The sequence below is a fragment of the Thermogemmatispora sp. genome, assembly GCF_042408735.1.
Taxonomy (GTDB): domain Bacteria; phylum Chloroflexota; class Ktedonobacteria; order Ktedonobacterales; family Ktedonobacteraceae; genus Thermogemmatispora.
This window is the reverse complement of the sequence record NZ_JBHOQV010000123.1, coordinates 1-14552: the sequence shown is the minus strand read 5'-3', so window position 1 is coordinate 14552 and position 14552 is coordinate 1. Positions and strand designations below refer to the sequence as shown.

14 protein-coding genes are annotated in these 14552 nt (G+C 59.1%); 9 read left to right on the top strand and 5 right to left on the bottom strand.

Annotated elements, in window-relative coordinates; genetic code table 11:
* Positions 1 to 91: 91 nt before the first annotated feature.
* Positions 92 to 1375: an imidazolonepropionase gene (hutI, locus tag ACFMO7_RS11105; RefSeq protein ID WP_069805818.1), complete on the bottom strand. Its 1284-nt coding sequence runs from the start codon at positions 1373 to 1375 to the stop codon at positions 92 to 94.
* A gap of 258 nt (positions 1376 to 1633) precedes the next feature.
* Here hutI and ACFMO7_RS11100 point away from each other — a divergent pair, with 258 nt between their 5' ends.
* The 3 genes from ACFMO7_RS11100 to ACFMO7_RS11090 all read left to right on the top strand — a co-directional run bounded on the left by ACFMO7_RS11100 (position 1634) and on the right by ACFMO7_RS11090 (position 3146).
* A complete protein-coding gene (locus ACFMO7_RS11100; protein ID WP_069805817.1) occupies positions 1634 to 1903 on the top strand; it encodes a hypothetical protein in 270 nt (89 codons plus the stop codon).
* On the top strand, positions 1893 to 2249 hold the full coding sequence (locus ACFMO7_RS11095; protein ID WP_084659121.1) for a rhodanese-like domain-containing protein: 357 nt from the start codon (positions 1893 to 1895) through the stop codon (positions 2247 to 2249). The genes ACFMO7_RS11100 and ACFMO7_RS11095 overlap by 11 nt, the downstream gene beginning before the upstream one ends.
* Before the next feature lie 123 nt (positions 2250 to 2372).
* Entirely contained in the window at positions 2373 to 3146 is a 774-nt protein-coding gene (locus ACFMO7_RS11090) for an enoyl-ACP reductase (RefSeq protein WP_376795549.1), read from the top strand.
* A 209-nt stretch (positions 3147 to 3355) separates the two neighbouring features.
* Here ACFMO7_RS11090 and ACFMO7_RS11085 read toward each other — a convergent pair whose 3' ends face one another.
* Positions 3356 to 5401, bottom strand: coding sequence for a trypsin-like peptidase domain-containing protein (locus tag ACFMO7_RS11085; protein WP_376795548.1), 2046 nt, complete (start codon positions 5399 to 5401; stop codon positions 3356 to 3358).
* A gap of 516 nt (positions 5402 to 5917) precedes the next feature.
* On the opposite strand from ACFMO7_RS11085, the gene ACFMO7_RS11080 reads away from it, so the two are divergent.
* Positions 5918 to 6286, top strand: a complete 369-nt coding sequence (locus ACFMO7_RS11080) for a hypothetical protein (RefSeq protein WP_069805814.1) — start codon at positions 5918 to 5920, stop codon at positions 6284 to 6286.
* 152 nt (positions 6287 to 6438) lie between these two features.
* Here the strand turns inward: ACFMO7_RS11080 and def are convergent, their stop codons facing one another.
* On the bottom strand, positions 6439 to 6942 hold the full coding sequence (gene def / locus ACFMO7_RS11075) for a peptide deformylase (RefSeq protein WP_069805813.1): 504 nt from the start codon (positions 6940 to 6942) through the stop codon (positions 6439 to 6441).
* Between the two features lie 156 nt (positions 6943 to 7098).
* On the opposite strand from def, the gene tilS reads away from it, so the two are divergent.
* The 5 genes from tilS to ACFMO7_RS11050 all read left to right on the top strand — a co-directional run bounded on the left by tilS (position 7099) and on the right by ACFMO7_RS11050 (position 12651).
* The gene (tilS, locus tag ACFMO7_RS11070) at positions 7099 to 8559 is read left to right on the top strand and encodes a tRNA lysidine(34) synthetase TilS (RefSeq protein WP_376795547.1); all 1461 of its coding nucleotides are present in this window, start codon (positions 7099 to 7101) and stop codon (positions 8557 to 8559) included.
* Positions 8560 to 8605: 46 nt separating this feature from the next.
* Positions 8606 to 9190, top strand: coding sequence for a hypoxanthine phosphoribosyltransferase (gene hpt, locus ACFMO7_RS11065; RefSeq protein WP_069805811.1), 585 nt, complete (start codon positions 8606 to 8608; stop codon positions 9188 to 9190).
* A gap of 120 nt (positions 9191 to 9310) precedes the next feature.
* Positions 9311 to 10783 carry an AAA family ATPase gene (locus ACFMO7_RS11060; RefSeq protein ID WP_069805810.1) on the top strand — a complete coding sequence of 491 codons (1473 nt, stop codon included), beginning with the start codon at positions 9311 to 9313 and terminating at the stop codon, positions 10781 to 10783.
* 55 nt (positions 10784 to 10838) lie between these two features.
* The gene (locus tag ACFMO7_RS11055; RefSeq protein ID WP_376795546.1) at positions 10839 to 11441 is read left to right on the top strand and encodes a hypothetical protein; all 603 of its coding nucleotides are present in this window, start codon (positions 10839 to 10841) and stop codon (positions 11439 to 11441) included.
* Between the two features lie 178 nt (positions 11442 to 11619).
* Complete coding sequence (locus tag ACFMO7_RS11050; RefSeq protein WP_376795545.1) at positions 11620 to 12651, top strand: NAD(P)H-dependent glycerol-3-phosphate dehydrogenase; 1032 nt, start codon at positions 11620 to 11622, stop codon at positions 12649 to 12651.
* Between the two features lie 146 nt (positions 12652 to 12797).
* Here the strand turns inward: ACFMO7_RS11050 and rpoD are convergent, their stop codons facing one another.
* Both rpoD and ACFMO7_RS11040 read right to left on the bottom strand, forming a co-directional pair.
* Positions 12798 to 14027 (bottom strand): RNA polymerase sigma factor RpoD, encoded by a 1230-nt coding sequence (rpoD, locus tag ACFMO7_RS11045; RefSeq protein ID WP_084659122.1) that lies wholly within the window; start codon positions 14025 to 14027, stop codon positions 12798 to 12800.
* Between the two features lie 206 nt (positions 14028 to 14233).
* Positions 14234 to 14552, bottom strand: a 319-nt coding sequence (locus tag ACFMO7_RS11040) for a hypothetical protein (protein WP_376795544.1), incomplete at its 5' end; no start/stop codon positions are given.

Below are 14552 nucleotides of genomic sequence, written 5' to 3'. Positions count from 1 at the left end.
GGCCACGCAAGGAGCTGAAGCTGGCCCAACCCCGACTAACCGGGCCTCTGAGCAAATCCTACCGTGGCGAGAGCCACCAGGCGCCAAAGCGCTAGAGCAGCGTGAGCGTTGACTGCACAAGGTTGACCCCAAAATGATAGCCGATCTCACGATAGTCCTCAAGCTGCCAGAGTGCCAGCTCGCAGCGCTTGCCAATCTCGATGCTCCCAATCTCCTCGTCCAGAGCCAGGGCCTTCGCTCCGTTAATAGTCGCCGCCGTGAGCGCCTCCTCCAGGGACATCCCCATCGCTGCCATCGCCAGGCCAATCATCATCTGCATGTTTTCACAATAAGAAGTTCCAGGATTACAATCGGTAGCCAGGGCCACGGTCAGGCCCAGGTCCAGCAGGCGCCGCGCTGAGGGATACGGGCTTCGCAGCGTATACGAGCAGCCCGGCAAGAGGGTCGCCACCACGCCGGCGTCGCGCAGCGCCTTGAGGTCTTCGTCGCTGGCATGGTCCAGGTGATCGGCAGAGGTCGCCCCTAACTCCGCCGCCAGGCGTGCCCCACCCGAGGGACTGAGCTGATCCGCATGGATTTTGAGACGATAGCCCAGCTCTTTGGCCCGGCTCAGAATCCTGCGACACTCTTCTACAGTGAAGGCCTCTGTCTCGCAGAAGACGTCGCAGAAGCGCGCCAGCCCCACAAAGGAGGGCAGCAGTTCCTCGACAACCAGGTCGAGATAGTCTGCTCGTCGCTCGCGGTATTCCAACGGCAGGACATGGGCCGCCAGAAAGGTAGGCACCACGCGCACCCGCTGAGGGACAGAAGACGGCGCCCCCTCCTCCAGGGCCTTGAGGTTGTTGATGAGGCGCAAGCAGGTTTCTTCGTTAATGCGGTCCAGACCGTAGCCACTCTTGATTTCAACCGTGGTCGTGCCGTGATCACGCATGAGATGAAGCCGCTTCTGCGCCAGGGCCAGTAAGGTCTCGGCATCGGCCTTGCGGGTCGCTTCTACAGTTGTTAAGATCCCTTTGCCTTGCGCCAGCAGTTCAGCGTAGGTGATCCCTGCCCGACGCAGGTGAAACTCTTCAGCGCGCTGACCCGCAAAAACGAGATGGGTGTGCGAGTCGACAAAGCCGGGGGTAATGACCGCTCTCTGGGCATCGACTATGGTGACGCCGTCCTGGCGTGTCGAGAGGAATAAGGGTTCCGCTTCATCATCGGTCCCAATCCAGACAATTCTACCGTGGTAGATCGCTAAAGCCGCGTTGTCCAAGACTTGCAGCGCTCCCCTGGCTCCTTCGATTGGCCGCTGGGCCACTGTCACAAGCTGCCCGATATTGCGAATGACTGCGCTCGCTCGGATCGGAGGCTGCGCTGATTCAGCCTGCATGAGTTGCTTCTCCTTGTAAGGGCTGTGAGTGAGGCTCGCTATGCTGTTTTTTTATAGCATAGTTACCTCTCAACGTCGAGGCTTGCGGCTCGTCCCTGCATTTGCTACACTCTCCTCGGAAGCAGGTCGCTCTGCTGTTCCGCAACGCCGAATGCCCTCCATTCGTAGTGGTGAGTGGCTCAATCACGTCGGCTCCCGCTGCCACAAGCTCGGACGGACAGTGTGGAGCGCCCCAGCCAGCAGGAAGGAGTAAGCAGTATGCGGGCTATCGATGATAGCAGCGAGAAGTACGCCGCCGTTCTGCGCGAGCTACGCATCTGGAAGCATCTGCCAGAAAGCGACCTCTCTCGCATGCTGCGCAGGTATTTCTTGGTGACAGACGATTTCCGTGAGATGGAGGATCAGGGGCTGCTGACGATGACCTTTGTGGGAGATGAGTATATGATTAGTCAGACGATGCTGGGCCAGATCTGGCTGGAGCAGTACGAAGCTGATCAGCGTGAAAAGGAGCAGTACAATGTCCGCTGACGAGTATGAAATGGCGGCCTCCCAGCCCTATCAAACGATTGGCCCCGCCGAGGCCAAAGAGCTGATGGCACGCGGCGCCCACGTGATCGATGTGCGTTGGCCCACTGAGTGGCAGCAGGGCCATATTCCCGGTGCCACGCTTCTCCCTCTCAGTGGTATCTATGCTTTCGGCCAGGCCCTGCGGGAGCTGCCTCTTTCCCCTTCACAGGAGGTGATCTTTGTCTGCGCCGTCGGCCAGCGCAGCGCCATCGCTGCAGAGATCGCCTCACTGCTCGGTTTCCAGCAGGTCTATAATCTGGCCTCTGGCATGCATGGCTGGCTGCTTTCCGGCTATCCCGTCGAGTAGGCCTCTTCCTCGTGACCGAAGAGATGCCTTCTCTCTGCCGCTATTATCCTTGCTTGCTTGTTTGGTTGATAGCTCAGACTGTCGATGAGTCAGTCCCTACCCATAAGGAAGGAGTAAGACCTTATGCCTCTCTTGGAAGGAAAGAACGCGCTTATTTTCGGTGTGGCCAACCATCGTTCGATCGCCTGGGCCATCGCTCAGGCCCTGGCTGCCGAGGGCGCCCGTCTGGCCTTGACCTATCAGGAGCGCATGGAAAAGTTTGTGCGGGAGCTGGCCGATAAGGTACCAGGCACGCCGCTGATCCCCTGCGATGTCCAAAGCGATGAGCAGCTTGATGCCGCTTTCGCTCAGGCGGCGGAACTCTTCGACGGCGGCCTCGATATTTTGATTCATTCGATCGCTTTTGCGCCGAAAGAGGATATGGAGAATCCTTTCTGGCAGACCAGCCGTCAGGGCTTTTCGACCGCTCTGGACATCAGTGCTTATTCACTGGTGGCTCTGGCACGGCGCGCTGTGCCCCTGATGCAGGCGCGCGGCGGTGGCAGCATTCTGACCGCTACTTACATCGCCAGCGAGCGGGTGATGCCTAAGTACAATGTGATGGCTGTGGCCAAAGCGGCTCTGGAGTGTAGCGTGCGCTACCTGGCCTACGAGCTTGGTGCTTTCAATATCCGGGTCAATGCCGTCTCGCCAGGGCCGGTGAATACGCTGGCCGCCCGCGGCGTTCCCGGCTTTACGACCATGCGCGACCACATGACGGAGGTAGCACCTCTACGCCGTAACATTGAGCAGAGTGAGATCGGCGACGCTGCACTCTTCCTTTGCAGCCCACTGTCCCGTGGGATCACGGGCGAGGTGCTCTTTGTGGACGCCGGCTACCATATTATGGGCGCCTAAACGCCAACGGCGCTCTACCAGATTGAGCCTCGCTTGCGGCGCGCCAGGAGAGCTGAGCTTCTCTATAGAAGAAGCTATCCGGTTCTCGCTTGCCTGGCCTGGCGCTATTCGATGACGCGAGAGAGGCAACAAGAGAAAGGCAGGCACTCCCCCAGTGGGGGAGTGCCTTTGTGCTTTGGTTCGGTTGGTCCTCGTTCTTCAGTCCCTGGCTACTGGTACTGGCCCTGGCGATCGGTCCACTGCTCGATGCGTCGCACTGTCGGCGGTGGCGGCGCTGGCTCTCCACAGGTGCTGCAGTAGCGTGCGAGGGGACGATTCATGTGACCACAGGGCCAGGGACGCAGCTGCTCTGTCGTTGTCGGCGGCTCAGGCCCTGAAGAAGGCGCGCTAGCAGCCTGGGCCTGGGCAGGCGCTGAGGACGAGGAGGCCTCACTCCTTCTTGGCGGAAGCCCAGGCTGGTTTCCGCCAGCGGTTGAGGCAGGAGCAGCCTGGTCTCCCTTGGAGAGCCAGGGCTGACCTCTGCTGCCAGCACTTCGTGGAGGGCCCCCGAACGGTACCAGCGTGTTCTCATCCTCCAGGTCTGGGGAGGGATAAGAAGATGCAGAACCAGGGGCTGACGACGATGCTGCCGGCTGCCGGGGAAGCCCGGAGAACTGACTGCCAGGACTTGGAGGCCACGGTCTCGGCGAGTGGGGAGGAGCCGATGGCCCGGCGGGCGCCGCGGTCCTCGCTGTAGTCTGCGGCGGCTGCGTCCCAGTTGGTGGCATCGAGGCATAGGGAGCAGCAGCCGATGGCAATCCCGGCAGCGCGCCCTGGCCTGGCCCTCTATGGGCCGGGCCAGAGGGATGGAGCAGGATACCGCTCGCAGCATTCACGACTGGGGATACGCTTGCCTGCCGGCGCCTGATCTGGAAGATGGCCCCCACAAGCAGCAGCACTATGATCAGAGCCCCCACGCCCCCAATCACTACGAGGAGCAACGGCAGACCCTGGCTCTGGCCTGTCGTCCCCGATGATTGCTCGTGAGCAGCCTGCTGCCTGGCATAGGTCAGGTAGGGCATCACTGCCTTGAACGCAGGATAGCGAGCTGCCAGGGTGGCAAACTCCTGAGCCGCACGATGCCAATGGCCAGGAGCAGTCGAGGCATAATCGTTGAACGCCTGGCTCCAGGCCCGCTGGAATGGCCCCGGCTCAGTATCCAGGTGAAGATTCTGCAACAAAGCTCGCGCGCTATTGCTGGCCTGCAGAAAACTGGTCCCCCCAGGGGTGCCAAAGCTGACAATCCCCACTACATGACCTTGACTATCGAGGGCTGGCCCACCGCTGTCACCTTGCTCTACATTGCCCCCCACCTGAATGACTTGCGCTCCGCTGTCGGTTGTCTTGATAGAGCTGACAAAGATGCGATTCACCGATGAAGTCAGAAAGTCTGTCGGGCGCATGCTGACATCAGCATTGCCTGGAAAACCGATAATAGTGAGATTGTCCTGGACCTGGACAGCAGAGGAGTCGCCGAGTTCAACGCTGGGTGTATCCTCCATAGCCACATGGATAATGGCAGTGTCCTTCTGGTTGGGGGGACTTTCTTGCTCAACGCGGTCAACGCGGGCAAAATAGAGAGCTGGCACATCACGCAAGCGGGCCGCACTTAAAGGACCACTATAGTCAGTGCTGAGGTAAACGGCACTTACAGGAGGCGCATAGCTGGGCGTAGAGGGAAACTGACCACTGAGTAGATCTTGCGCCACCTGGTCGGCGCTGAGCTGATTGCCACGCGCTAGCACGCTATTGTAGTAGGCGGTAACGTCGGGAGCGGCGGCTCTGATGAGTACAGCATTGAGCTCATCGCTATGAGGAGGATTAATAACGTGATCAGCTGTGAGGATATCACCGTGAGCGCTGATAAAGGTCCCCGTCCCAAGGGCGGCCAGGCCATAGCTGCCTCCATCGAGCGGGAAGGTCGCGCTGCGCCCATTGGGGAATTGCACCGTGAGCCGCCCGTTAATTTGGGTAACGATGCGCACAACAGCTGGTCGGGCAATATCAACCGCTTTCACCGCCGGGTCCTGGATATTGCCCCCCGGCACACCCTCGGCGCGCACCGCTGACCCTCCCAGAGCAATCAGTATGAGCGATGGCCCGCAGATGAAGCAGAACATCACCACGAGTAGAGGGAACAACCCTCTTGAGTTGGCCTTTCTCTCCCGCCCATAACTGCCGCTGGCTCCGGCAGAGGTTGTTATATAGCGATTCATAGCAGGCATCCTGTCCCCGAGTCGAATATCACTGCGCTGCCATAACAAAGTCTATCATAGCACAGCGATACGCATGGCGTTCGATTTTTTTCGCTTCCTTCACGGTCCAGGCCGAACAGGCCATTCCCTCCTTCCACGCTCTTCAGAAGAGCCTCCCCCTTATCTTCTCCCCTATAGATAGAACGCTCTAGCTGCCAGCTTCTTGGCAGCCAGGATCTCAATCAGGAGTATTGTACAAGATAGATAGGCAAAGATACATGAAGAGATAGAACCAATACTTGCTGGAGGAGATTTCTCTTTTCTGAAAGGACAGCAAAGGTCTGGCAGCCAGGATGCAGAGCGCCAGAGATGGAGGGAAGGGAGAGGAGCGAGGAACTATAGCGTGCTCGCATAGCGTCCCATCAGAGCGCAGCTCTCGCGCGGCAGCGGCCCTAGACGAAGAGCTTCGACGAGGTATATAATTTACAGATAATAGCTATTCTTGCATCGCCGGCATAAAGGGGGAGAATACTGGCAGTGAGCAGCCATCCAATACCAGGCTCAGGCAATGGTGCTTCGGCCAGCGGCAGCTCTTTTTCACATCGGCGTGAAGGGCGCACGACGAACGGCGCAACACCAGCATCAGTGTCACAGAGCGCCAGTGGACGCGGATCTGCTGGTTCTTTTGACCTCAACGGCCTCATTGCAGAACTACGCGCCCTGTTTGAGCGGGACCGGCAGATAGCCAGCCAGCCCGATAGTACGCGCTGCGGCATCTGCTATCTGCACTATCGCTTGAGCGAGCTGCGCTGGCGAGAGGAAGGCTTCTACATTTGTCGCGAGTGCGAGCGCCTTTTAGGCCAGCAACCGATGCCGATGTTACGCAAGCAGCAACGACAGGGCTAGTCGACAGGGGTTCCTTTAGCCAGCCCGAGTCGCACCACAGAAGCTGGCAGCCCTGCCGAGACAAGCGCGCAGAGCAGGAAAGTGAAAGAAGGGCCCGCGCCAGCGTCAACGCAACGCCCTATTCCTTGCTGGTGCGGGTCCTCCCGTTGGCCTTAGACGACCTCTGGTTCCGGCTCCTCGATCTCCCCCTCGCGCGCCGGACGCAGGTCTTCAGGGCGATCGAGACGGTCCAGAAAGAGGATGCCATCCAGGTGGTCGATCTCATGCTGCAGAATACGAGCAAACCAGCCCTCAGCACTCACCTTGATCGGTTTGCCCTCGACGTTCTGACCTTTGACCACTACCTTTTCGGCTCGTCTGATGTTATCTCCGACGTAGCCTGGAATGCTCAGGCATCCCTCTGTTCCCAGCGTCTCCCCTTCGGCTTTGGTGATCTCTGGATTGAAGATCGCCACTTTGTGGTCCTCGTACTCAGCGACGAAGACGCGAATCGACAGGCCGATCTGGGGAGCAGCCAGGCCCACCCCATGCGCGGCATGCATGGTATCAAACATGTCCTCCACCAGCCGCTTCATGGAGGCTTCAAAGCGGTGTACCTTCTTGGCTTTCTGCCTCAAGATTGGGTTTTCAGCCGTAATGATCTTGCGAATCGCCATAGCTCTTTTCCCGAGACGTATCCCGAATGAATTGCCACACAGCCACAGTCTGGCAGTCAATGTTATATAATTTGCGTATATATCCTATCACATGGGCATGCGATTATCCATAGACGGCGGAGGTGGAACGTGGGATCTGCGCCAGCAACCAGTGAGATGCTCACAGACAGAGTGGCCGCCTACATCGCCCGTCACGGCCTGCTTCCTCCCCAGAGTGAGATCATAGTCGCTGTCTCGGGTGGGGCTGATTCGCTCTGTCTGCTTCACCTGCTGCGCTCGCTCTGTGGCGAGGGTAGGCCCTTTCCCACGGTGCGTCTATTGGCCGCCCACCTTAACCACCGTCTCCGCGGCGAGGCGAGCGAGCGAGACGCCCTCTCTGTCGCCCGGCTGGTCTCTACATGGGGCATTCCTTTGACCATCGGTAGCGTGGATGTCCCGGCCCTGGCGCGACGAGAGAAACGCTCGCTTGAGGAGGCCGCTCGTTTGGCACGCTATGCCTTTCTACGCGAGGTAGCCCGGGGCCGCCTCATCGCCGTTGCCCATCAGGCTGATGACCAAGTGGAAACGATTCTGCTTCACCTGCTGCGTGGCAGTGGCCTGGCGGGACTGGTTGGTATGGCTCCCCGCCAGCAGGATATCATCCGCCCCTTACTGGAAGTGAGCCGGGCCGAGATTCTGGCCTACTGCCAGCAGCAGGGCCTCCAGCCCCTCGAAGACGAGAGTAATCGTGACCCGCGCTTTTTGCGCAACCGTGTCCGTCATGAGCTGCTACCGCTCCTTGAACAACTGAATTCGGGTATCCGCGAAACGCTGCGCCGTAGCGCTGAGGTTCTTCGTGTCGACCTGGAATGGATAGAAAGCTGTGTCTCGCAGAGTTGGTCGGCAATAGTAACCAGCGCCAGCGCGGAAGAGGTGACCATGACTGTGCCGGCGCTGCTTGCGCAGCCACTCAGTTTGCAGCGTCACCTGCTTCGTCGCGCCACGGCCCTGCTCTGTGGAGGGCAGTCCCCGTTAGAGCCGCGCCACTATGCTCTGCTTACAGCCTTCTTGCAGGAGGCCCAGCGCTCGCGGGCCGAGCGCTCGCTGGATCTGCCAGGTCAGCTACAGCTGCAGATCAGCGGGTCAAAGCTGCGTCTCTTCCACCATTCTCTGCGTCGGCAGACCTCTGAGACCACTGCAGGTGGCGAGACGCTCCTGTTACCCGTTCCAGGGGAAGGCCAGGTTCCCGGTACCCCCTGGCGCGCTCGGGCGATGCCACTGGCCCCCGAGGTCGAGCAGGCAGCACTGGAGGCGCTGGCGCGTGAAGACTGGGAAGCGGTCTGGCACCTTCTGCCACGGACACGCTATCTTGTATATATCGACGGCGAGGCCGCTGGCCCACTGTTGCAGGTGCGCACGCGCCGGGCGGGTGATCGTATTCAGCCTCTGGGCATGCAGCAGAGCCGTAAGGTCCAGGATGTACTTGTCGACGCCCACGTCCCGCGCTCAGAACGGGATACGCTCCCGCTCTTCTTCGTCGACTCGCGCTGCATCTGGGTCGCTGGCCTCTGCCTGGCTGAGTCCGTTCGCCTCAGCCGTACTACCCGCCGCATTGTCCAGCTCAGCATCAGCCGCTAGGGCGAGCAGCGCTTTTTCATTGCTATTCTTCGGGAAGGGAAAAACTATGCACGAGGATATCGAAGAGATTCTCGTTACTCAGGAGCAGATTGAGGAGAAAGTCAAGGAACTGGGACGCCAGATCACCCAGGATTACCAGGGGAAGAACCTGCTGCTCCTGGGAATTCTGAAGGGTGCCATTCCCTTCATCGCCGATCTTTCGCGCGCGATTGATATGCTGCACGAAATCGACTATATGGCCGTCTCTAGCTACGGCAATGCCACGCAGTCGAGTGGTGTGGTGCGTATCCTCAAGGATCTGGAGGGGCCAATCGATCAGAAGCATGTGCTGATTGTCGAGGATATCGTGGATAGCGGCCTGACGCTGCATTATATGCTAGACCTCCTGCGCCAGCGACATCCACTGAGCCTGCGCGTCTGTACCTTGCTGTACAAGGAGCGCGAACGCGCTAAGTCCCTGGAGCTGGCCTACATCGGCTTTCGTATCCCCAATCTGTTTGTGGTTGGCTACGGCCTCGATTATGCCCAACGCTACCGCAATCTGCCCTACATCGGCGTCTTGAAGCCCGAGGTGTATCAGAACAATCAGAAACCAGAGCGCCAGCATAAAAGTCCAGCAGAAAACAGCTAGCGCTTCCGTTCTCTCTCAGATCGCGATCGATCATTAAAATAGCGCATGCTTGGTGCAGAGGGAGCCTGCTTTGTGCTATAATTCCTCATAGGATCAGAAGGGCGTTCGAGGAGGAAGGCGATGCAGATCACAGTTTGTAACCTCGGCCCATTGCGACGGGCAGAGATCGTCATGAAGCCCCTGACGGTCTTTGTCGGGAAGAACAATACGGGTAAAACCTGGCTGGCCTATACGATTGCAGGCTCCCTCGGGCGCTATAGCTGGAGCCGCTACCTCAGCGCCTACTTGAGTGGGCAGACGCGCCAGAAGTATCGCCCTCTCGATCAGTTGGTACGGCGCGTTGCCGAGCAGAGCAGTGGGTTCCTCGATCTGCTGGACTTCGCCGAGGAGCACGCCGAGCGTTTCCTCAACGACCTGCTCCTGGGGGTACCGGAATGGCTGCCGCTCTTCTTGGGCAGCGACCACGCGCGTTTCGAGGAGTTGACTCTCAGCATCGATATCGCAGCATTTAAGCCGGAGCTCCTTCGAAGGCTGCTCCTGGCCAGCGTCAGCGATTATATCGGGGGAGACAAGGAGGATGCCCCCTTGAAAGCCTTGAAGGAGAGTGGAGAGGCCCGCCTCTATTTCTACCCAGGCCAGAATGTGAGCGAGCGCCTTCCCCGTCGAGAAATCGCGGGCTTCGTGAATGGCATCGTCTTCCGCGAGATCCTCCAGGCCTTCTGGCGCAATATCAGCTATTTCCCGACCGAGCGCAGCAGCATTATCTACGAGCGCTTTATCTCTTTACCTCCTTCAGTGAGGAACAAACGAGGCCACCGGACAACCGATACCAGAGGTTTATTGGAGCGCTTGCTGACAGCCCTCTCAGAGCAACAGCCGCGTCTCGTGCCTGTGCCCATCGCCGACTTCGTCGAGATCGTCTGGCGCTTCCATCGCCAGAGTAGCCTGAGTCTGAGCCAGGTAGAGGACCAGGCTGCAGCCAGTCGCAGCCCTTACTTGGAGTTGGGCGCTCTTCTGCAAGAGGAGATTCTGGAGGGAACACTCGACTTTACCCCCGCCGAAGCCGGCACGGCGCGCGAGATTCTGTTTTGCCCTATCCCAATGGCCGCCTCTCCTGAGCCGACGCCCCGAACAGAGCTGGAATTATCCGTCTCCTCCTCGATGGTGAAGGAGCTTTCTTCGCTGGCCCTCTATCTGCGCTATCTGGCTCGCCCGGGCGAGCTGCTCGTCATTGATGAGCCGGAAATGAACCTCCACCCGGAAGCTCAGGTCAAAATGATCGAGCTGCTGGCTATGCTGGTGAATGCCGGCTTGCAGATCATGATAACTACTCACAGCACCTATATGATTGATCACTTGATCAATCTGCTGGCCGCCGCCAGACACCCGCAGGAGCGTCACGATGAGCTGGCCTCGCTCTTTTTCCTTCAGCGCAAAGAGGCCTTTCTCGCTCAGAATCAGGTCGCCGTCTACCACATCCGCGACGATGGCGAGGCTGTCAATATCCTCGATGAAGAGGGCATCATTCATTGGCGCACCTTTAGCGAAGTGACGCGCCTCGTCGAGCGCATCCACTTCGAAGTGGCCGATTAAGGGTAAGGGAGAAAAAGATCACCCTTCAGTTCAGCAGGAAGGAAGCTGACACGCTATGCCGCTGACACGTCTGCTGCTCATCGGCGCAAACTCTTCAAAATGTATCAACGGCGAAAAGGGAGACAAGGTCGTCATCGCACCTAAAAATCAGAAGGCGAAAGCCAACTTTGGCCATCTGGACGACCCTTACGCCGGCGAGGTCATTCTCTGTTTCCAGCTCGACGACGGTAGCGATCAGGCCCGTGAGCTGCTCCGCAGCCTGGGCATCAGAGACGGCGATCGCCGCTGCGATGGCCTCATCTTCTACAGCCGGGATGGCTCTCCAGAACGCACCATCTGCCTGGTTGAGCTGAAGCATAGCCGCGTCGAGGAGGCCGCTGCCCAGCTCATCCGTACTCGCCAATGTATCGAAGATCTCCTATGTAAAGAATGCGGAGAGCCAGGGAAAAAGTATATCCAGCGACTGCAGTGGAAAGCCTGTCTCTACCGCCACGGAGCCTCACCTGACGAGACGAGTAAAGTTCTGAGAGAGCTGCGTCACTATTTCAAGCACTATTATTCATGTGATCATCAATCTGCTGACATTGGGCCATTTCTGCGCGGAGAAAGCGAGCAACGCATGGCAGAGGGTCGCCGGGCCAGGAAGCGCGAGCGCTAGACAGAGAGAGTTGCTCGCGTGGTGTCGCGGCGGAGGAAGTGGTGGGAAAGAGAGGGGAGCCAGGCCCCTCAGTAGAGACACGAGGTTGACCGTCACCTCCCCTGTGCTACAATGAGAGACAGCCCATAGCCCTTCAGCGAGCGAGCCTGCGGGCAACCGAGCATAGGAGAGGAGGACAATGGCATCCGTTGCAGTGATTGGCAGTGGTGCCTGGGGAACCACGCTGGCGCTTTTGCTGGCCGACAAAGGGATCGATACGGTCCTCTGGGAGCATCGACCCGAGCGGGCCGCCGACATGGCGCGTCTGCGTGAAAATAGACTCTTCCTGCCCGGCTTTCGCTTTCCCGAGCATCTAGGAGTCACCGCCGATTTGGAAAAAGCCGTTCGCCATCGCGACGTCATCATCCTGGTCACACCCTCACAGCGCATGCGCGAAAACGCGCGGCAGCTAGCCCCCTATCTGGAGCGCGGCGCCATCGTCGTGAGTGCCAGCAAAGGGATCGAGCTCAGCACGCTCCAGCGTATGTCGGAGGTGCTGGCCGAAGAGCTACCGGAGGCTCGTGCACGTCTTGCCGCCCTCAGCGGTCCCAACCTCGCGCGCGAAGTCGCCGAGGGGAAACCCACAGCTGCCGTGGTAGCAGCCCAAGACGGGGCTACCGCCATCTACCTGCGTACCCTGCTGAGCACAGCGCGCTACCGGGTTTACACTACCCAAGACATCATCGGGATTGAGCTGGGCGGAGCCTTGAAGAACATCATCGCCATTGGAGCAGGCATCAATGACGGCATGGGCTACGGCGAGAACGCCCGCGCCGCCTTCATCACCCGTGGTCTGGCAGAGATCACGCGGCTCGGCACCGCTGCTGGGGCACATCCGTTGACCTTTGCCGGCCTGGCAGGCTTAGGTGATCTAGTGGCCACCTGCTCCAGCCCCTTGAGCCGCAACCACCAACTTGGCCGCCGCCTGGCTGCAGGCGAAAAGCTTGACGACATCCTGGCCTCCATGCACAGCGTGGCCGAAGGTGTCTATACCACCCGTGCCGCCCTCCAGCTAGCCCAGCGCTACAGTGTTGAAATGCCCATTACCCAGCAGCTCGCCCTCGTCCTGTTCGAGAGTTACGACCCCTACAAAGCCGTCCTGGAACTGATGATGCGCGACCCCAAAGGGGAGATGGAGGGTTTGATCGAAGGCAGCATCTATGTGAGCTAAGACCGGATCACGCGAGAAAGAGCGCTGCAGAGGGAATAGAATAGACCGGGCTGGACTGGGCCGGAGGCTGACCGGCCTGGCCCAGCCACATCACCCAAAAAAGTAGGGGCGCGTTAAACGCGCCCCATAGCTACCTTGGGAAGAAGCTAATCGAGATAATCCTTGAGCTTACGGCTGCGGCTGGGATGGCGCAGCTTGCGCAGAGCCTTCGCCTCGATCTGGCGGATGCGCTCGCGCGTTACATGAAACTCCTTGCCAACCTCTTCGAGCGTACGGCTCCGACCGTCATCGAGACCAAAGCGCAACTGGAGCACCTTCCGCTCGCGCTCGGTCAGGCTGGCAAGCACATCCTCAACCTGCTCCTTCAGGAGCTGATGGCTGGCCGCATCAGCGGGAGCAAGGGCCGTGTGATCCTCGATAAAGTCACCCAGGTGACTATCTTCCTCCTCGCCGATCGGCGTCTCCAGACTCACTGGCTCCTGGCTGACCTTGATGATCTCACGCACCTTCTCGGGGCTAATGTCCATTTGCTCGGCGATTTCCTCCGAAGTTGGCTCACGTCCGAGATCCTGCAAGAGGCGGCGACTAATGCGGATCAGCCGGTTAATGGTCTCGACCATGTGAACCGGGATGCGGATCGTGCGAGCCTGATCGGCGATAGCACGGGTAATGGCCTGGCGAATCCACCAGGTGGCGTAGGTACTGAACTTGTAGCCCTTGGTGTAGTCGAACTTTTCGACGGCACGAATCAGGCCAATATTGCCCTCCTGGATCAGGTCCAGCAGGCTCATGCCCCGGCCAATGTACTTTTTGGCAACGCTCACCACCAGGCGCAAATTAGCCTCGGTCAGGCGCCGCTGAGCCTCCTCACCCTCCTCGATAATGCGCCGATTCGGGTTAGGCTTGGCAGCCTCAGCCTTGCCCCGCTCCATCAGCCGCGCCAGGCGGACCTCCTCCTCAGCGGTCAGCAGAGGAACCCGCCCGATCTCGCGCAAGTACATGCGCACCGGATCGTCGAGGCTATTTTCGAGGTCGGCGACAACGATTCCAAGGCCGTCCTGGAGATCATCCCACTTGGCCCCGGTCATCGCCTCTACGTCGACCTCGTCCTCCGGTCCGGGTTCCCAGTCTGCCGGTGGCTCCTTGGTATCCAGGGCATCCATGGTTTCTTCGTCCTGTAACTTGGAGAACAGGTCATATGACTCACCGTCATCGGCAGCCGTGACAAGGCTACCAGCGGTGGTAGCACGCAGACCTAGTGAATCGATATCGTCAAAAACACGGTGCGAGTCTTCGAGGAGCATGTCCGCCTCGAAAGGCTCATATACATCGCTCAATTGTTCAGTATGCACCTCTTCATTCCGCGATCTCGTCATGACATCCTGCTTCTGATTCACCATTCTGGCTCCCCCTTCAGAAAACGGGTCCGCAATGAATAACGAATAAAGAGACTGACCCTGCTCTCTGAAAATAAAGAGTAAGATAATAGCGCTATGCGATGCTGATCATCGCCGCCCGCCCACCCCACTCCCCTACCCAGGCTATCCCACCTCACCCATCTAACATCTGGGCTTGAGGATTTTCATCCCTGCAGATTCGTCTTCACGTGAATCTCGCGGATCTGCCGGTGGATTTCCTGCAGCTGACGCTCCAGCTCGTGCACTGCGGTCAGGTCCCCCGTTTCCCGGGCCTCCTGGATCAAATAGCGCAGCTCCGTATTGAGCTGCATCAGCCGCATGCGCTTCAAGCGGGTTGCACATTGGGTGGCCGCTTTGATCAGTCCTGCTCCATCGAGCGGAGACGCCGCCTCGACGCGCCTTTGCGCTCGGGCCGCCGTTTCCAGCAACGCGGAAGGTAACAGCTGCTCTAAGGGTTGATGGAAAGAGGAAGAGCCACGTTGA